This window comes from Roseateles sp. GW821-FHT02E12 (genome assembly GCF_059421665.1).
The window spans coordinates 713,046-731,275 of sequence record NZ_JBWKVK010000004.1 but is presented as its reverse complement, the minus strand read 5'-3'; the positions used below and the strand labels follow the sequence as shown (position 1 = coordinate 731,275).

The 18,230-nt window shown below is 66.2% G+C and carries 20 protein-coding genes; 11 read left to right on the top strand and 9 right to left on the bottom strand.

Annotated elements, in window-relative coordinates:
* Positions 1-13: 13 nt before the first annotated feature.
* The 8 genes from AC07V5_RS26125 to AC07V5_RS26090 all read right to left on the bottom strand — a co-directional run bounded on the left by AC07V5_RS26125 (position 14) and on the right by AC07V5_RS26090 (position 5,997).
* Positions 14-826 carry a sulfite exporter TauE/SafE family protein gene (locus AC07V5_RS26125; RefSeq protein ID WP_495118545.1) on the bottom strand — a complete coding sequence of 271 codons (813 nt, stop codon included), beginning with the start codon at positions 824-826 and terminating at the stop codon, positions 14-16.
* Positions 823-1,281 (bottom strand): EVE domain-containing protein, encoded by a 459-nt coding sequence (locus AC07V5_RS26120; protein WP_495118544.1) that lies wholly within the window; start codon positions 1,279-1,281, stop codon positions 823-825. Before AC07V5_RS26120 ends, AC07V5_RS26125 begins: the two co-directional genes overlap by 4 nt.
* A gap of 233 nt (positions 1,282-1,514) precedes the next feature.
* Positions 1,515-1,814, bottom strand: a complete 300-nt coding sequence (locus tag AC07V5_RS26115; protein WP_495118543.1) for a cell division protein ZapA — start codon at positions 1,812-1,814, stop codon at positions 1,515-1,517.
* Positions 1,811-2,023, bottom strand: a complete 213-nt coding sequence (locus AC07V5_RS26110; RefSeq protein ID WP_495118542.1) for a DUF904 domain-containing protein — start codon at positions 2,021-2,023, stop codon at positions 1,811-1,813. Before AC07V5_RS26110 ends, AC07V5_RS26115 begins: the two co-directional genes overlap by 4 nt.
* A 15-nt stretch (positions 2,024-2,038) precedes the next feature.
* Complete coding sequence (gene nth / locus AC07V5_RS26105) at positions 2,039-2,683, bottom strand: endonuclease III (protein ID WP_495118541.1); 645 nt, start codon at positions 2,681-2,683, stop codon at positions 2,039-2,041.
* A gap of 22 nt (positions 2,684-2,705) precedes the next feature.
* A complete protein-coding gene (gene rsxB, locus AC07V5_RS26100; protein ID WP_495118540.1) occupies positions 2,706-3,350 on the bottom strand; it encodes an electron transport complex subunit RsxB in 645 nt (214 codons plus the stop codon).
* 8 nt (positions 3,351-3,358) lie between these two features.
* Positions 3,359-4,678, bottom strand: a complete 1,320-nt coding sequence (locus AC07V5_RS26095) for a polyhydroxyalkanoate depolymerase (protein ID WP_495118539.1) — start codon at positions 4,676-4,678, stop codon at positions 3,359-3,361.
* A 131-nt stretch (positions 4,679-4,809) separates the two neighbouring features.
* Positions 4,810-5,997: an amino acid aminotransferase gene (locus AC07V5_RS26090; protein ID WP_495118538.1), complete on the bottom strand. Its 1,188-nt coding sequence runs from the start codon at positions 5,995-5,997 to the stop codon at positions 4,810-4,812.
* A gap of 115 nt (positions 5,998-6,112) precedes the next feature.
* On the opposite strand from AC07V5_RS26090, the gene uvrB reads away from it, so the two are divergent.
* From uvrB to tsaD, 9 genes are all read left to right on the top strand, one after another.
* Entirely contained in the window at positions 6,113-8,242 is a 2,130-nt protein-coding gene (uvrB, locus tag AC07V5_RS26085; RefSeq protein WP_495118537.1) for an excinuclease ABC subunit UvrB, read from the top strand.
* Positions 8,243-8,427: 185 nt separating this feature from the next.
* A complete protein-coding gene (gene iscR, locus AC07V5_RS26080; protein WP_025563988.1) occupies positions 8,428-8,961 on the top strand; it encodes a Fe-S cluster assembly transcriptional regulator IscR in 534 nt (177 codons plus the stop codon).
* A gap of 24 nt (positions 8,962-8,985) precedes the next feature.
* Complete coding sequence (locus AC07V5_RS26075) at positions 8,986-10,206, top strand: IscS subfamily cysteine desulfurase (RefSeq protein WP_495118536.1); 1,221 nt, start codon at positions 8,986-8,988, stop codon at positions 10,204-10,206.
* Between the two features lie 32 nt (positions 10,207-10,238).
* A complete protein-coding gene (gene iscU / locus AC07V5_RS26070; protein WP_495118535.1) occupies positions 10,239-10,634 on the top strand; it encodes a Fe-S cluster assembly scaffold IscU in 396 nt (131 codons plus the stop codon).
* Position 10,635: 1 nt separating this feature from the next.
* Positions 10,636-10,959 carry an iron-sulfur cluster assembly protein IscA gene (gene iscA / locus AC07V5_RS26065; protein WP_422015086.1) on the top strand — a complete coding sequence of 108 codons (324 nt, stop codon included), beginning with the start codon at positions 10,636-10,638 and terminating at the stop codon, positions 10,957-10,959.
* A 60-nt stretch (positions 10,960-11,019) separates the two neighbouring features.
* Entirely contained in the window at positions 11,020-11,538 is a 519-nt protein-coding gene (gene hscB, locus AC07V5_RS26060; RefSeq protein WP_495118534.1) for a Fe-S protein assembly co-chaperone HscB, read from the top strand.
* A gap of 3 nt (positions 11,539-11,541) precedes the next feature.
* Positions 11,542-13,386 (top strand): Fe-S protein assembly chaperone HscA, encoded by a 1,845-nt coding sequence (gene hscA / locus AC07V5_RS26055; RefSeq protein WP_495118533.1) that lies wholly within the window; start codon positions 11,542-11,544, stop codon positions 13,384-13,386.
* Positions 13,387-13,396: 10 nt separating this feature from the next.
* Positions 13,397-13,735, top strand: coding sequence for an ISC system 2Fe-2S type ferredoxin (gene fdx, locus AC07V5_RS26050; RefSeq protein WP_495118532.1), 339 nt, complete (start codon positions 13,397-13,399; stop codon positions 13,733-13,735).
* Positions 13,732-14,775 (top strand): tRNA (adenosine(37)-N6)-threonylcarbamoyltransferase complex transferase subunit TsaD, encoded by a 1,044-nt coding sequence (gene tsaD / locus AC07V5_RS26045; RefSeq protein ID WP_495118531.1) that lies wholly within the window; start codon positions 13,732-13,734, stop codon positions 14,773-14,775. The genes fdx and tsaD overlap by 4 nt, the downstream gene beginning before the upstream one ends.
* Here the strand turns inward: tsaD and AC07V5_RS26040 are convergent.
* Positions 14,772-15,167, bottom strand: a complete 396-nt coding sequence (locus AC07V5_RS26040) for an Hsp20/alpha crystallin family protein (RefSeq protein ID WP_495118530.1) — start codon at positions 15,165-15,167, stop codon at positions 14,772-14,774. The genes tsaD and AC07V5_RS26040 overlap by 4 nt on opposite strands.
* A 391-nt stretch (positions 15,168-15,558) precedes the next feature.
* Between AC07V5_RS26040 and rpsO the strand changes: the two genes are divergently transcribed.
* Both rpsO and pnp read left to right on the top strand, forming a co-directional pair.
* Positions 15,559-15,828: a 30S ribosomal protein S15 gene (rpsO, locus tag AC07V5_RS26035; RefSeq protein WP_056271446.1), complete on the top strand. Its 270-nt coding sequence runs from the start codon at positions 15,559-15,561 to the stop codon at positions 15,826-15,828.
* 222 nt (positions 15,829-16,050) lie between these two features.
* Positions 16,051-18,207, top strand: a complete 2,157-nt coding sequence (gene pnp, locus AC07V5_RS26030) for a polyribonucleotide nucleotidyltransferase (RefSeq protein WP_495118529.1) — start codon at positions 16,051-16,053, stop codon at positions 18,205-18,207.
* Positions 18,208-18,230: the final 23 nt, after the last annotated feature.

Genomic DNA, 18,230 nt, shown 5'->3' with positions numbered 1-18,230 from the left:
CAGCCATGGCCGCCTACAACTGGGCCAAACCCTTCCAGAGCATGTAGGCCGCCAGCGCGAAAAGCAGGGTCGAGAAGACCTTCTTCAGCTGGGCCACATCCATCGCATGGGCCGCACGGGCACCCAGCGGCGCCATCGTCACGCTGGCCGCGGCAATCACCGCCAGCGCCGGCAGGTAGAGATAGCCGAACGTGCCCGGCAGGGCGGGCGTCAGCCCCCAACCACCAATGACATAACCCGCCGTGTTGGCGACAGCGATCGGGAAGCCCAGGGCCGCACTCGTCGCCACGGCCAGGTGCACCGGCACGTTGCACCAGACCATGAAGGGCACGCTGACAAAGCCGCCACCGGCACCCACCAGGCCAGACAGCAGGCCGATGCCGGCGCCAGCGCCGAGCTGGCCGGCCGCACCCGGCATCTGGCGGCTGGGCGCGGGGCGCTTGTTGCGCAGCATCTGCCAGCCCGAGAAGCTGACGAAGGCCGCGAACACCAGGGCCAGCCAGGCACCCTTGAGCAGGGCGAACAGGCCGGCGCCGGCGAGCAGGCCGCCGATCAGGATGCCGGGGGCCAGGCCCTTGACGAGATCCCAGCGCACCGCGCCGCGCTTGTGGTGGGCGCGCACGCTGGACAGCGACGTGAACATGATGGTCGCCATCGAGGTTGCGATGGCCATCTTGACGGCCAGGCCGGCTTCGACGCCGCGCTGGCTGAGGATGAAGGTCAGGATGGGCACCATCAGCATGCCGCCGCCGATGCCGAGCAGGCCCGCGAGGAAGCCCGCTGCCAGGCCCAGGGCCAGCAGCTCCACGATGAGGCCGGCGGTCATGCCTGATGCAGCCGCTTGAGCACGGCCTGCCACTCGGCCGGCGAGACCGGCGTGATCGACAGCCGGCTGCCGCGCTCCAGCACGCGCATGGACGCCAGCTCGGGCGCCTCGCGCAGCTCCTTCAGGCTCAGCAGTCGCGTCGTCTCGCGCCAGCGCACGTCGACATGTACCCAGCGCGGCGCCTCGGGCTTGGACTTGGCATCGAAGTAGTGGCTGGCCGCATCGAACTGCGTCGCGTCCGGGTAGGCGGCGCTGCTGACTTCGGCGAGGCCGGCGATGCCGGGCTCGGGGCAGGACGAGTGATAGAACAGCACGCCGTCGCCGAGCCGCATGTCGTCGCGCATGAAGTTGCGCGCCTGGTAGTTGCGGACACCGGTCCAGGGCAGGGTGCCGGCGCGCTGCAGATCGAGGATGGAGGCCTCGTCGGGCTCGGACTTCATCAGCCAGTAGTTCATCGGCCGATGCTACCCAACGGGCGAGAGAGGAGAGGGGGTGTCCACCGCAATCCTGGGGGCCGAGATCCTGAACACCCAGGGGTAATCAGGTGGGCGAGGTCAGCCGGACTTCGGGTTCATCTGACGCGAGACGATCACGCCCGTCCGAAATTTTCCAAGCCCTTGCTCATAGAGCATCGGATGAAGGAAATAAAGCCCCGGGGAAAGCGATGGACGAGGTGGATTCTAAGTCTTCAGAGCAACTGCCCGTCGTGTTCCAGCGCTTCATCCAGGCGCTTGACGAGGGCATCCAGCTCCGGCGTTGACACGGGCGCTGCGCGGGGCGTCTCGCGCGGCGCCTCGGCAAGCTGGTAGGCCAGGTTCAGCGCGGCCAGCACGGCGATGCGTTCACGTGCCTTGACCTTGCCGGCGTCGCGGATGGCGCTCATCTCGCGGTCCACCTGGGCCACGGCGGCGGTCAGCGCGGCCTCGCCGCCTTCGGGGCAGCCGAGCAGGTAGCTCTGGCCCATGATGGTCACTTCCATCTGCTTCATGGCCGCTCCTCCTTGGGCGTCTCGGCCGGCAGTCGCTCCAGCAGGGCGTCGACGCGGGCACGCGCCGCGTTCAGCCGCGAGCGCAGGCTGTCGCGCTCCTGGGTGATGGAGGTGAGCTGCACCTGCAGCAGCAGATTGGTACGCAGGATTTCGTCGTGTCGCACGAGCAGGCGCTCAACGCGGTCGGTCAGGTCGGTCAGGCTGGCCATTGCAGGGGCTCGGGATCAGGCGGAGGCCGATTTTAAGAGACGTCCGGTGTCGCACTCCTGGATGACGGCGCAAACGTTGCACAAGGGCTTGCGCGCCTGGCAGACGTAGCGGCCGTGCAGGATGAGCCAGTGGTGGGCGTCGACGAGGTAATCCGTCGGCACGCGGTCCAGCAGGCCCAGCTCCACCGCCAGCGGCGTCTTGCCGGGCGCCAGGCCGGTGCGGTTGCTGACGCGGAAGATGTGTGTGTCAACGGCCATGGTCGGCTCGCCGAAGGCAACGTTGAGGACGACGTTGGCCGTCTTGCGCCCCACGCCCGGCAGGGCTTCGAGCGCCTCGCGCGAGCGCGGCACCTCGCCGCCGTGCTGGCTGATGAGGATCTGGCAGGTCTGCAGCAGGTGTTTGGCCTTGCTGCGGTACAGGCCGATGGTCTTGATGTGGTTCTCCAGCCCCTCGGTGCCCAGCGCCAGGATCTGTGCCGGCGTGTTGGCGACAGCGAAGAGCCGCTTGGTGGCCTTGTTGACGCCGACATCGGTGGCCTGGGCCGACAACAACACGGCCGTCAGCAGCTCGAAGACGCTGGCGAATTCCAGCTCGGTCTGCGGCGCCGGATTGGCGGCCTTCAGCGTGGCGAAAAAGCGTTCGACTTGGGCACCGTTCATGCCGGCATTGTCAGGGCGCCAGTCAACCCCGCTTGGCGCGTGCCCGGGCGAGCGCGGCTTCGATGACGGCGCGTTTGCGGTCGAGCTGGGCAGGGTCGGTGATCAACGACGCGGCGGGCAGGTCAGCCAGCTTCGCTTCGGCCTTGGCGATCAGACGGGCCTCGTTCTCCTCGGCCTCGCGGTGGCGACGGAACTGGCGGAAGGCGTAGCGCTCGCGGGCCTCGTCGGCCTGGGGCTGGCTCCAAGCGGCCCAGCCGGTGGTGGCCGTCACCTCGGGCATGGAGATGCAGTCCACCGGGCAGGCCGGCACGCAGAGTTCGCAGCCGGTGCACTGCGCCGCAACGACGATGTGCATGGCCTTGGGTGCCCCGACGATGCAGTCCGCAGGGCAGGCCTTGATGCACAGCGTGCAGCCGATGCACCAGGCCTCGTCGATGACGGCAACGCCGCGCGTGGCCTCGACGCCGTTGACGGGGTTCAGCGGCTGAGCGGCGCGGCCGGTGATCGCCGCGAGCCTGGCTACGCCTTCGGCACCGCCGGGCGGGCACTGGTTGACGTCGGCCTCAGCGGCGGCGATGGCCTCGGCGTAGCTGCGGCAATCCGGATAGCCGCAGCGGGTGCACTGGGTCTGGGGCAGTGCAGCGTCAATCAGCTCGGCGAGGGTCACGCTGACGTTCAAGCCTTTCGGCGTGAGCGAGGCGCGGGCGCTGCAGCCTTGGCCGGCGTGGCTTTGGTGGTCTTCTTCAACGGCGCAGCCTCGTACTTGGCGATGAAGTTGCACACCTCGGGGTAGACGTTGTCGCGCCAGCGGCGGCCCGAGAAAATGCCGTAGTGGCCGGCGCCAATGGCGTCGTAGTGGAACTGGTGGGCCTTGGGCACGCCCGAGCAGATGTCGTGGGCGGCCTTGGTCTGGCCGGCGCCGGAGATGTCGTCCAGCTCGCCTTCGACGGTCAGCAGCGCCGTCGTCGTGATGTCCTGCGGGCGCACCAGCTGGCCGTCGACTTCCCAGGTGCCGTTGACGAGGGCGAAGTCCTGGAAGACCGTCTTGATGGTGTCGAGGTAGTACTCGGCCGGCATGTCGAGCACGGCGTTGTATTCGTCGTAGAACTTGCGGTGGAATTCAGCGCTGTCATCGTCGCCGCGCACCAGGTCCAGGAAGTAGTCGTAATGCGAGGACAGGTGGCGGTCCGGGTTCATCGCGACGAAGCCGGTGTGCTGCAGGAAGCCGGGGTAGACCGCGCGGCCGGCGCCGGGGAAATTGGTCGGCACGCGGTAGATGACGTTGTTCTCGAACCAGCTGTAGCTGCGGTTCATGGCCAGGTTGTTGACGGCCGTCGGGCTCTTGCGGGCGTCGATGGGGCCGCCCATCATGGTCATGCTGCGCGGCGTGGGCTCGCCGGCGCTGGCCATCAGCGAGATGGCGGCCAGCACGGGCACGGTGGGCTGGCAGACCGAGATGACATGGCTGTCCGCGCCGCCGACGTGGCGGATGAACTCCTGCACGTACTTGATGTAGTCGTCCAGGTGGAACGCGCCAACTTCGAGCGGCACCATGCGGGCGTCGGTCCAGTCGGTGATGTAGACCTTGTGCGTCTTCAGCAACTGCTTGACGGTTTCGCGCAGCAGCGTGCTGTGGTGGCCGGACAAGGGCGCCACGACCAGAACGGTCGGCTGGTCCTTCATTTGGCCCAGCACCTTGAGGTCATCCGTGTAGCGCTTGAAGCGCAGCAGGCGGCAGAAGGGCTTTTCGAGCGCCACCAACTCCTGCACGGCGACATCGACGCCATCGACCTCGACCGACTTGATGTCGAACTCGGGCTTCTCGTAGTCCTTGGCCAGGCGGTGCATCAAGTCCAGGCCGGCGGACACGCGCTGGGCCATGGGGCCGTGCGCGAACGGCGACAGCGGGTGGCTGTAGAGCTTGGCCGATGCCGCGGCGAATTCCGAGAAGGGACTCAGCAGCGCGCGCTGGGTTTCGAAGAGCTGATACAGCATGGCAAAACCTTGAACTAGGGGCCGGGAATGCCGCGATGGTGCCAGAAAACGCTTTCGCGGTTGTGCGCTGCAACATGGGATTGGCGGTCAAACCGCCAATCCGTCGCACTTGGCTGGTGCCTAACGCCCCATCAAGCGCGCATCACGGCGGCCATTGCACCGGCAACGACCGGCAGATTGCCCTCGTTCAGTGCGGCCACGCAAATGCGGCCCGAATCCACGCCGTAGACGCCAAACTCGCTGCGCAGGCGCTGCATCTGGGCGGCGTTCAGGCCGGAGTAGCTGAACATGCCGAGCTGCTCGGTGACGAAGGAGAGATCCTGGGTCACGCCGGCGGTCTTCAACGCGGCCACGAGGGCGCCGCGCATGGCCTTGATGCGCACGCGCATGCCGGCCAGTTCCTCCTCCCACAGCGCACGCAGGGTGTCGTCAGCCAGCACCTGGGCCACCACCTGGGCGCCGTGCGTCGGCGGGTTGGAGTAGTTGGTGCGGATCATGATCTTCAGCTGCGACAGCACACGAACGGCCTCCTCGTCGCTGCTGCACACCACGCTCAGCGCGCCGCAGCGCTCGCCGTACAGCGAGAAGCTCTTGGAGAAGCTGGTGGACACGAAGAAGCCGACGCCGGCCGCCATGAACTGGCGCACCGCTTCGCCGTCTTCCTTCAGGCCGAAGCCGAAGCCCTGGTAGGCCATGTCGAGGAAGGGCGTCAGGCCCTTGGCCTTGACGGCGGCGACGACCTGCGTCCACTGCGCGGCGGTGATGTCATAGCCGGTCGGGTTGTGGCAGCAGGCGTGCAGCACGACGACGGTGCCGGCCGGGGCGGCGTTCAGCGCGGCCAGCATGCCGTCGAAGTTGATGCCTTTGCGCTCGGCGTCGTAGTAGGGGTAGGTCTCGACGGTGAAGCCGGCCTGCGTGAACAGCGCGCGGTGGTTCTCCCAGCTTGGGTCGGAAATCAGCACCTTGGAGGCGGGGTTGAGCTGCTTGAGGAAGTCGGCGCCGATCTTGAGTGCGCCGGTGCCGCCCAGGGCCTGCACGGTGGCGACGTTCTTCAATTCGCTGCCGAAGACGAGCTTCTGCACGGCCTTGTCATAGGCGGCGATGCCGTCAATGGGCAGATAGCCGCGCGGCTTGGGGGCGGCGGCCATGGCGGCCTCAGCCTCGCGAACGCACTTCAGCAGCGGCAGTTTGCCGGCTTCGTCGTAATAGACGCCGACGCCGAGGTTGACCTTGCCGGGGCGGGTATCGGCATTGAACTGCTCGTTCAGGCCGAGGATGGGGTCGCGAGGGGCAAGGGTGACGTCGGCGAAGAGAGACATGAGGAGATTCCTGAAAGGACGTTGGCAGTAGGGGAGGCTTGAAGAATCAGGGTCTGCGCTAACCTGCCTGGTTTCGCAGCGCAGCAATTTTGCCCGTGAACCCAGGGAATTCCCCATGCAAGAAGCCTTGAACGTCATGCCCGGTCCAGAAAGTGACTCGGAGGAACGCAAGGGCGAATTCGTCAGCTTCGAAGGCTCGCCGTTCGAGCTGTTCCAGCCTTTCCCGCCGGCGGGGGACCAACCGGTGGCCATTGCCCAACTGATCGAAGGCATCAACGACGGCCTCAGCTACCAGACGCTGCTGGGCGTGACGGGCTCGGGCAAGACCTTCACGATGGCCAATGTCATCGCCCGGCTGGGCCGCCCGGCCATCATCTTTGCGCCCAACAAGACGCTGGCCGCGCAGCTGTACAGCGAGTTCCGGGACTTCTTTCCGAACAACGCGGTCGAGTACTTCGTCAGCTACTACGACTACTACCAGCCCGAGGCCTATGTGCCCCAGCGCGACCTGTTCATCGAGAAGGACAGCGCGATCAACGAGCACATCGAGCAGCTGCGCCTGTCCTGCACCAAAAGCCTGCTGGAGCGGCGCGACGTCATCATCGTGGCGTCGGTGTCGGCCATCTACGGCATCGGCAACCCGAGCGACTACCACCAGATGGTGATGACGCTGCGCGTGGGCGACAAGATGGGCCAGCGTGACGTCATCGCCCACCTGATCCGCATGCAGTACACGCGCAACGAGATGGAGTTCACGCGCGGCCACTTCCGCGTGCGGGGCGACACCATCGACGTGTTCCCGGCCGAACACTCGGAGCTGGCCATCCGCATCGAGCTGTTCGACGACGAGATCGAAGGGCTGTCGCTGTTCGACCCGCTCACGGGGCAGATCCGCCAGAAGATCCCGCGCTTCACCGTCTACCCGAGCAGCCATTACGTGACGCCGCGTGACCGCGTGCTGGCGGCGACGGATGCCATCAAGCAGGAGCTGCGCGACCGCGTCGCCTTCTTCATCAAGGAGGGCAAGCTTGTCGAGGCGCAGCGCGTTGAGCAGCGCACCCGCTTTGACCTGGAGATGCTGCAGGAGGTGGGCCACTGCAAGGGCATCGAGAACTACACGCGCCATCTTTCCGGCGCCGAGCCGGGCGACCCGCCGCCGACGCTGGTGGACTACCTGCCCAAGGACGCTCTCATGTTCCTGGACGAGAGCCACGTGCTGATCGGCCAGTTTGGCGGCATGTACAACGGTGACCGGGCGCGCAAGACGACGCTGGTGGAGTACGGCTTCCGGCTGCCGTCGGCGCTGGACAACCGGCCGCTTAAGTTCGCCGAGTTCGAACGCAAGATGCGCCAGGCGATCTTTGTGTCGGCCACGCCGGCCCAGTACGAGAAGGACAACTCCGGCCAGGTGGTCGAGCAGGTCGTGCGGCCGACGGGGCTGGTGGACCCGCTCGTCGAGGTGCGGCCCGCGACGCACCAGGTGGACGACGTGCTGCAGGAGATCCGCCTGCGCGTCGAGGTGCAGGAGCGCGTGCTGATCACGACGCTGACCAAGCGCATGGCCGAGCAGTTGACCGACTACTTGAGCGACAACGGCGTCAAGGTGCGCTACCTGCACTCCGACGTGGACACCGTGGAGCGCGTCGAGATCCTGCGCGACCTGCGCCTGGGTGCGTTCGACGTGCTGGTGGGCATCAACCTGCTGCGTGAAGGCCTGGACATCCCCGAGGTGTCGCTCGTGGCCATCCTGGACGCCGACAAGGAAGGCTTCCTGCGTGCCGAGCGCAGCCTGATCCAGACCATCGGCCGGGCGGCGCGCAACCTGAACGGCAAGGCCATCCTCTACGGAGACCGCATCACCGAGTCGATGAAGAAGGCCATCGGCGAGACCGAGCGCCGCCGCGCCAAGCAGATTGCCTTCAACGAGGAAAACGGCATCACGCCGCGCAGCGTGCAAAAGCGCATCAAGGACTTGATCGACGGCGTTTACTCCGCAGCGTCGGGCCGTGACGACGCCAAATTGCTGGCGGCGGCCAAGGTTGAGGACTTGTCAGAGAAGGATCTGGCCAAACGTATTGCCCAGCTGGAAAAGCAGATGCTGGAGCACGCGCGCAACCTGGAGTTCGAACAGGCCGCTCGCATGCGCGACCAACTGGCGCAATTGCGCGAGCAAGCCTTCGGCGCCCGCGTACACGACAACATCATTCCCTTGGACAGCGCTCGCAAACCGGGTTCGCCACGCTGAAGCTGCTGCGGCGCAGCAAAACCCCGCCGAAACCTAGGGATACCTGGCCGACATGGGAAGTGGCCGAGTAGTCGAGTAAAATCATCGGAAATGATTCGCTCGGCTATTGTCCGGGCGTCCCGGGTTAACCCCGAATCATTTGTCCAGGACAAATCCTGGTCGTTGCATCTCGCAAAGGAGTTTTTATGCGTCTCACTACCAAAGGCCGGTTTGCAGTCACCGCGATGTTGGACTTGGCGCTGCGCGAGAATACGGGCCCCGTCGCCCTGGCGGCGATCAGCCAACGGCAGCAGATTTCGCTCTCCTACCTGGAGCAGCTCTTCGGCAAGCTGCGCCGCCATGAACTGGTGGAAAGCACCCGCGGCCCGGGCGGCGGTTACTCGCTGGGCCGCAAGGCCGAGGACATCACTGTCGCCGACATCATCGTCGCCGTGGACGAGGCGCTGGACGCCACCGGCTGTGGCGGCAAGGAAAACTGCATGGGTGAGGACAGCGGTCGCTGCATCACCCATGAACTCTGGACCAATCTGAACGCCAAGATGATCGAGTACCTCGACTCCGTATCCCTGCGCAAGCTTGCCGATGAGCAGCTGGCCAAGGGCTTCGAGGTCGAGGCGGCGCCGGTCAAGCGCGCCATCTCCAGCCAGCCCGTGCTCAAGCCCATCCGCGTGACGGCGCCGAACTCGGTCTTCGCCCTGGGTGGCGCGTTCAGCAAGTAAGAAGAACTCAAAAGAAGTCGTTCCATGGACATGACCCCGCACTTCCCGATCTACCTCGACTACGGCGCGACGACGCCGTGCGACCCCCGCGTGGTGGACGCGATGATTCCCTGGTTGCGCGAGCATTTCGGCAACCCGGCATCGCGCAGCCACGCCTGGGGCTGGGAAGCGGAAGAGGCGGTCGAGAAAGCGCGCGTGCAAGTCGCCGAGTTGATCGGCGCCGATCCGCGCGAGATCGTCTGGACCTCCGGCGCCACCGAGTCCAACAACCTCGCGCTGAAGGGCGCCGCGCAGTTCTACAAGACCCGCGGCAAGCACCTGATCACCGTGAAGACCGAGCACAAGGCTGTGCTCGACACGATGCGTGAGCTGGAGCGCCAAGGCTTCGACGTGACCTACCTCGACGTGCTGGAGAACGGCCTCGTCGACCTGGAAGCCTTCAAGGCCGCGCTGCGCCCGGACACCATCCTGGCCTCGGTCATGTTCGTGAATAACGAGATCGGCGTCATCCAAGACGTCGTCGCGCTGGGCAACCTGTGCCGCGAGCGTGGCGTCATCTTCCACGTCGACGGCGCCCAGGCCACCGGCAAGGTCGAGATCGACCTCGCCAAGCTGCCCATCGACCTGCTGAGCCTGGCCTCGCACAAGAGCTACGGCCCCAAGGGCATCGGCGCGCTCTACGTGCGCCGCAAGCCGCGCATCCGCCTTGAGGCGCAGATGCATGGCGGTGGCCACGAGCGCGGCATGCGTTCGGGCACGCTGCCCGTGCACCAGATCGTCGGCATGGGCGAGGCCTTCCGCATCGCCCGCGAAGAGATGGGCGCCGAGAACGAGCGCATCCGCGCGCTGCACCACAAGCTGATCCAGGGTCTCTCGGGCATCGAGCAGACCTTCATCAACGGCGACCTCACGGCCCGCGTGCCGCACAACCTGAACATCTCGTTCAACTACGTTGAGGGCGAGTCGCTGATCATGGGCGTGAAGGGTCTGGCGGTGTCGTCGGGCTCGGCTTGCACGTCGGCCAGCCTGGAGCCCAGCTATGTGCTGCGCGCGCTGGGTCGCAGCGACGAGCTGGCGCACAGCTCGCTGCGCATGACCATTGGCCGCTTCACGACCGAAGAAGAAATCGACTACGCGATCAGCGTGCTGACCGACCGCGTGGCCAAGCTGCGCGAACTGTCCCCGCTTTGGGACATGTACAAGGACGGCATCGACATTTCGACCATCCAGTGGGCCGCCCACTGATCGCCCATTGATCGTCGACTCAGGAGAACAACATGGCATACAGCGAAAAGGTCGTTGACCACTACGAGAACCCCCGCAACGTCGGCAAGTTCGACAACGGGGATGACGACGTCGGCACCGGCATGGTCGGCGCGCCGGCCTGCGGCGACGTGATGAAGTTGCAGATCAAGGTGAACCCCGCGACCGGCCTCATCGAGGACGCCAAGTTCAAGACCTACGGCTGCGGCTCCGCCATTGCTTCCAGCTCCCTCGTGACCGAATGGGTCAAGGGCAAGAGCCTGGACGAGGCGCTGACGATCAAGAACACGCAGATCGCCGAAGAGCTGGCCCTGCCGCCGGTCAAGATTCACTGCTCCATCCTGGCCGAAGACGCCATCAAGGCTGCGGTGGACGACTACCGCGCCAAGCACGCCGCTGTGCCGAACTGACATGTCCGTCACGCTGACCGAAGCCGCGGCTCGCCACGTGAAGCGCTACATCGCCAAGCGCGGCAAGGGTGTGGGCGTGCGCCTGGGCGTGAAGACGACCGGCTGCTCGGGCCTGGCCTACAAGCTCGAGTACGCCGACGACGTGGCGCCCGAGGACGTGATCTTCGAAGGCCATGAGGTCAAGATCCTCATCGACCCCAAGAGCCTGCCCTACCTCGACGGCACCGAACTCGACTTCGTCCGCGAAGGCCTCAACGAAGGCTTCAAGTTCCGCAACCCGCGCGAGAAGGACAAGTGCGGTTGCGGCGAGTCGTTCCGTGTCTGACCGACCCGAAGTTCTTGCTGAGCGCGGCACTGGCCGCGCTTTTTGCTTTTTCACCTTGCCATGCGCCTGACCGACAACGACTTCCAGCTCTTTGGTCTGCCTGAACAGCAGGCTCAAGCGCGCGTCGACATCGATGCGCGCTGGAAGGCGCTGCAGGCCGAAGTCCACCCCGACCGCTTCGCCGCGGAAGGCGCCGCCGCCCAGCGCGTGGCCATGCAGTGGGCCATGCGTGTGAACGAGGCCTACCAGCGCTTGAAGGATCCGCTCAAGCGCGCCGCCTACCTCTGCGAGCTGCGCGGTGCGCCCGTGCAGGCCGAGAACAACACGCAGATGCCCGCTGCCTTCCTGATGCAGCAGATGGAATGGCGGGAGGCCCTCGACGACGCTGACGGTGAGGCCGCGCTCCAATCGCTCGACGACGACGCGACCCAAGCCGAGACCGCCGCGCTGGCCCAGGTGCAGCGCCTGCTCGACGACACCCGCGACGCCCCCGCCGCCGCATCCCAGGTGCGCGCGCTGATGTTCATCCAGCGCTTCCGTGCCGATATCGACCAGCGCCTTGCCGCGCTCGACGCCTGACCCATGGCTCTCCTCCAGATTTCCGAACCCGGCGCCTCGCCGGACCCGCACCAGCGCCGCATCGCCGTCGGCATCGACCTTGGCACGACGCACTCCCTCGTTGCCGCCGTGCGTCACGGTGTGGCCGAGTGCCTGCCCGACGAGCAAGGCCGCGTGATCCTGCCGTCCGCCGTGCGCTACCTGCCCGAGGGCCGTCGCCAGATCGGCGCCGACGCGCTCGCGGCTCAGGCTGAAGATCCGGAGAACACGGTCGTCTCGGTCAAACGCTTCATGGGCCGCAGCCTGGCCGACGTGGCCAACCGTGAGCATCTGCCGTATCAGTTCGAAGACCGCCCCGGCATGCTGGCCATCGCCACGCGCGACGGCGTGAAGAGCCCCGTCGAGGTGTCCGCAGAGATCCTCGCGACGCTGCGCTTCCGCGCCGAAGACAGCTTTGTCGATGACCTGTTCGGTGCCGTCATCACGGTGCCCGCCTACTTCGACGACGCCCAGCGCCAGGCCACCAAGGACGCCGCCGAGCTGGCCGGCCTGAAGGTGCTCCGCCTCATCAATGAGCCCACCGCCGCAGCCATCGCCTACGGCCTGGACAACGCCAGCGAGGGCCTTTACGCCGTCTACGATCTGGGCGGCGGCACTTTCGACATCTCGCTGCTGCGCCTGACGCGTGGCGTCTTCGAGGTCGTTGCGACGGGCGGCGACGCGGCCCTGGGCGGTGACGACTTCGACCGTGTGCTGGCGGACTGGGCGCTCGCGGGTCGCGCCATCGAATCGGCCCACGACAAGCGTGCCGTCCTCGTCGCCGCGCGTGCGGCCAAGGAAGCGCTGTCTGACACCCCGTCGACGGAGCTGGTCGCTGCACTGGACGCCGGCGAGCTGCGCGTGACCGTTAGCCGCGCCCAATTCGAAGAACTCGCCCAGCCGCTGATCGCCAAGACGCTGTCGTCCGTGAAGCGCGTGCTGCGCGACGCCAAGGTCAAGGCGGTCGACGTGGCCGGCACCGTCATGGTCGGCGGCTCCACGCGCATGCCCATCGTGCGCCGTGCAGTGAGCGAACTGTTCGGCCGCGAGGTGCTGACCAACCTGAACCCCGACGAAGTCGTCGCGCTGGGTGCCGCCATCCAGGCCAACCAGCTCGCTGGTAATGCGGCTGACGGCGAGATCCTGCTGCTCGACGTGATCCCGCTATCCCTCGGTCTGGAGACCATGGGTGGCCTGACCGAGCGCGTCATCGAGCGCAACTCGACCATCCCCGTCGCCAAGGCGCAGGACTTCACGACCTTCAAGGACGGCCAGACCGCGCTGGCAATCCACGTCGTGCAAGGCGAGCGCGAACTCGTCAGCGAATGCCGCTCGCTCGCGCGCTTCGAGCTGCGCGGCATCCCGCCGATGGTGGCCGGTGCGGCGCGCATCCGCGTCAGCTTCCAGGTCGATGCCGACGGTCTGCTGAACGTCTCTGCCGAGGAGCTGACCTCGGGCGTGCAGACGGCCATCACGGTCAAACCGAGCTACGGCCTGGGCGACGACGAGGTTGCCAACATGCTGAAGGACGGCTTCAACAGCGCCGAGGGCGACATGGCCGCGCGCAAGCTGCGCGAGGCCAAGGTCGAGGCCGAGCGCATGATCCTGGCAACGCGCAGTGCGTTGGCCGCCGACGGCGACTTGCTGCCCGAGTCCGAGCGCGACGCGCTGGAAGCCCGGTTGAAAGCCCTGGCCACGATGGACGGTGATGCCGACGCCATCGACGACGCCGTCAAGGCACTCGCCGAGGCGACCGAAGGCTTTGCCGCCGAGCGCATGAACCGCTCTATCGCCCGCGCGCTGACCGGCCGCAACGTCTCGGCCCTCTGAGTCTCACCACATGCCCATCATCACCATCCTCCCGCACGCCGAGTACTGCCCGCAGGGCACGACGGTGACTGCGCAGCCCGGCACGTCGATCTGCGAAGCGCTGCTGGCCAACGACATCCACATCGAGCACGCCTGCGACCAGGTCTGCGCCTGCACGACCTGCCACGTCATCGTGCGCCAGGGCGGCCGTTCGCTGAGCGAGATGGAAGAGGACGAAGAAGACATGCTGGACCGCGCCTGGGGGTTGGAGCCCGACTCGCGCCTGTCCTGCCAGGCGCTGCTGCGCCAACAGGACGTGACGGTCGAGATCCCCAAGTACTCGATCAACCACGCCAAGGAAGGCAAATGAGTTCGGTCCAGCGCATCCTCGGGTTCGAGTCGTCCTGCGACGAGACCGGGGTGGCGCTGGTCGAGGTTGATGGCGATGCGCCGCCGCGGCTCGTGGCGCAGGCGCTGCACAGCCAGATCACGATGCACCAGGCCTACGGCGGCGTGGTGCCCGAGCTGGCGTCGCGTGACCACGTGCGCCGTGTGCTGCCGCTGACGCGCGAGGTGTTGTCGCAAGCCGGCCTGGCGCTGCAGGACGTCGACCTGATTGCGTACACGCAGGGCCCTGGCCTTGCGGGTGCGTTGCTCGTGGGTGCCGGCGTGGCTGTATCGCTGGCCGCCGCGCTGGATGTGCCGGCGCTGCCCATCCATCACCTTGAGGGGCACTTGCTGTCGCCCTTCCTGTCGGTCGATCCGCCGGAGTTCCCGTTCGTTGCGCTGCTCGTCAGCGGCGGCCATACGCAATTGATGCGTGTGGACGACGTGGGCAGCTACGAGATGCTGGGCGAAACCATCGACGATGCCGCCGGCGAAGCTTTCGACAAGAGCGCCAAGCTGCTGGGTCTGCCTTACCCCGGTGGCCCGCACCTGGCGCGCATGGCCGAGTTCGGCAACCCCGAGGCCTTCACGCTGCCGCGCCCGCTGCTGCACAGCGGCAAGCCGGATTTCAGCTTTGCCGGCCTGAAGACGGCGGTGCTGACGCAGGTGAAGAAGATCGGTGATTCGCCTTGCGAGCAGACGAAGGCCGACCTCGCTGCGGCGACGCAGGCCGCCATCGTCGAGGTGCTGGTGAAGAAGTCGCTGCTGGCGCTGAAGGAGACGGGGCTGAAGCGCCTCGTCGTTGCCGGTGGCGTGGGAGCCAACGCCAAGCTGCGTGAGCAATTGAACGCTGTTTGCGCCAAGCGGGGCGTGCGTGTGCACTACCCCGAGCTGTCACTGTGCACCGACAACGGCGCCATGATCGCCATGGCCGCCGCGCTGCGGGTGCAGCGCGGCTCAGCCGAACCCCGGCGCGATGGCGGCTTTGAAGTCCGCCCGCGCTGGGAGCTTGGCGCCGCTTAGTTGACCGTCAGCTCGCCGCCGTTCTCGGCAACGCGCTTGACCAGGCTCAGCGTCAGCACGCCGTTCTCGAAGCGGGCTTGCGATTGGCCCTGGTCGATCTCCACCGGCAGCGAGAAGCTGCGGGCGTAGCGGGCGGCGCGGCGCTCACGGTAGAGCACGCGGGAGCCGTCGGTCGGTGCGGCAGCCTCTTCGGTGACGGTCTCGACCTGCACGCGGCGGCCTTCAACGCGCACCTTGACGGCTTCCTTGGCGACGCCGGGCATGTCCACGGTGACGTGGTAGCCCTTGTCGTCCTCGCTGACGTCGAGCGCAGGGGTGCGGGCAGCGTCGATATCGGCGTCGAACTGGCGCAGGACGCGGGCAACATGGCGGGGGTGGGTCAGATAGAACATGGTGAAACTCCGTGGCGGTTGACGCTGCTTCGAAGGGTCGGGAGCAGCACCCGATGACCGAGAGATAGGGCGGCGCGAGAGCGCTTCAAGAGCCTTCTTCGCGCCGATGCAGAGATGTCACGCATTTGCAGGGCAGGGCGCTTTCAGCCCTTGAAACCCCTGCGTGCAGGCCGCATTTCCGCCCGCTAGGCCTGCAGTGGATTGGGACTCCATCCGCTTTGGGCTAGAATCCGTAGGTTTTGCGCAAGCAGAACAAACGTTCAACGAAAGTTGGGCGTCACTAGCACGGCTCGGGGCGGTTTCCCCCGTGTCCGCAAGTCAACCCATGGAAACCGTCTGCGGCAGCGCTGAGCGCCCGCCCGGCCGGACTTCCGAAACACCAGGAACGAATATGTCCGTCGCCGATCTGAACAAGGCCGAAATCGTCAAGGCCAACGGCCGCAGCGCCAATGACACCGGTTCGCCCGAAGTCCAAGTGGCTCTGCTGACCGCTCGCATCAACGAGCTGACCCCCCACTTCAAGCTGCACGCCAAGGATCACCACGGTCGCCGCGGCCTGCTGAAGATGGTCAACACCCGCAAGAGCCTGCTGTCCTACCTGAAGCGCATCGATTCCAGCCGTTACACCGCGCTGATCGCCAAGCTCGGCCTGCGCAAGTAAGCCACCCGAATCCGCAAGGAGCCTGTCTGGTCCATCAAGTCCAGGTCAGGCTCTTTGTCTTTTGCCGTGGAACCAAGCTGCCGTGGCGCCGATGTGTCATTCCAAGGCTGCTCGCTCGTCGAGCCGCGCTGGAATGGCATCACGCCAAACCCAGCATCGTTCCCGGTTCCCCTGGTGCTTTCTTCGTGTGAAGACGGCGCCTGACACAACCAGGAGATGAGCATGAGTTTGTTCAACAAGGTCACCAAGAGCTTCCAGTGGGGCAACCACCAAGTGGTGCTCGAGACCGGCGAAATCGCCCGTCAGTCCACCGGTGCCGTAGTGGTGAGCATCGAAGGCACCGTGGTGCTGGCCACCGTCGTCGCCAAGACCGAAGCCAAGGCCGGCCAGGACTTCTTCCCGCTGACTGTCGACTACCTCGAGAAGACGTATGCCGCCGGCAAGATCCCCGGCAGCTTCTTCAAGCGTGAAGGCCGCCCGAGCGAGCTGGAAACGCTGACCAGCCGCCTGATCGACCGCCCGATCCGCCCGCTGTTCCCGGAAGGCTTCTTCAACGAAGTCCAGGTCGTCATCCACGTGCTGAGCCTGAACCCTGAAGTCCAGGCCGACATCGCCGCCATGATCGGCACGTCCGCCGCGCTGGCCATCTCCGGCATCCCGTTCAACGGCCCGATCGGCGCTGCGCGCGTGGGCTATGTCAACGGCGAATACATCCTGAACCCGGGCAAGACCGAGCTGCTGAACAGCCAGATGGACCTGATCGTCGCCGGCACGCAAGCCGCCGTGCTGATGGTCGAGTCCGAAGCTTCGGGCCTGTCGGAAGAAATCATGCTGGGCGCCGTGGTCTACGGCCACGAGCAGGGCAATGTGGCCATCACCGCCATCAACGACCTGGTGCGTGACGCTGCCAAGCCGGCCTGGGACTGGACCGCTCCGGCCAAGAACGAGCCCTTCATCGCCAAGGTCAAGGCCCTGGCCGAAGAAGGCCTCAAGGCCGCCTACCAGATCCGCTCCAAGCAAGCCCGCACGCAAGCCTGCCGCACCGTCACGTCCAACGTGTTCGCTGCGCTGAAGAGCGAAGGCGTCGAGTTCGACAAGGTCGAAGTCGAAGGCCTGCTGTTCGAGATCGAAGCCGGCATCGTGCGCGGCCAGATCCTGGCCGGCGAGCCGCGCATCGACGGTCGCGACACCCGCACCGTGCGCCCCATCGAGATCCGCAACGGCGTGCTGCCGCGCACTCACGGCTCGGCGCTGTTCACCCGTGGCGAGACGCAGGCCCTGGTCATCGCCACGCTGGGCACGGACCGCGACGCACAGCGCATCGACGCGCTGGCTGGTGAGTTCACCGACAGCTTCATGATGCACTACAACATGCCCCCCTTCGCCACCGGCGAGACGGGTCGTGTCGGCAGCCCCAAGCGCCGCGAAATCGGCCACGGCCGCCTCGCCAAGCGTGCACTGATCGCTGCGCTGCCGAGCAAGGAAGACTTCCCCTACTCGGTGCGCCTGGTCTCGGAAATCACCGAGTCCAACGGCTCTTCGTCGATGGCTTCGGTCTGCGGCGGCTGCCTGGCACTGATGGACGCCGGCGTGCCGATGAAGGCCCACGTGGCCGGCATCGCCATGGGCCTGATCAAGGACGGCAACCGCTTCGCCGTGCTGACCGACATCCTGGGTGACGAGGATCACCTCGGCGACATGGACTTCAAGGTGGCGGGCACGACGACCGGCATCACCGCGCTGCAGATGGACATCAAGATCCAGGGCATCACCAAGGAAATCATGCAGGTCGCGCTGGCGCAAGCCAAGGAAGCCCGCCTGCACATCCTGGGCGTGATGGTCGGCGCGATGGCCACGGCGAACACCGAAGTCAGCGACTTCGCGCCGCGTCTGTACACGATGAAGATCAATCCCGAAAAGATCCGTGACGTGATCGGCAAGGGCGGCGCCACCATCCGTGCGCTGACCGAAGAGACCGGCACCACCATCGACATCGGCGAAGACGGCACCATCACCATCGCCTCGACCGACGGCGCCAAGGCCGAGCTGGCCAAGAAGCGCATCGCCGAGATCACCGCCGAAGTCGAAATCGGCAAGGTCTACGAAGGCCCGATCGTCAAGATCCTGGACTTCGGCGCCCTCGTGAACCTGCTGCCTGGCAAGGACGGCCTGCTGCACATCAGCCAGATCGCCCACCAGCGTGTCGAGAAGGTTACCGACTTCCTGAGCGAAGGCCAGGTCGTCAAGGTCAAGGTGCTGGAGACGGACGAGAAGGGTCGTATCAAGCTGTCGATGAAGGCGCTGATCGATCGCGACCAGCAGCCCGCGCCGGCACCTGTTGTCGCGCCGACCGCCGCTCCTGACGCGCCGGCAGAGTAAGACTCAAGCCGCAGCGAAGCCAC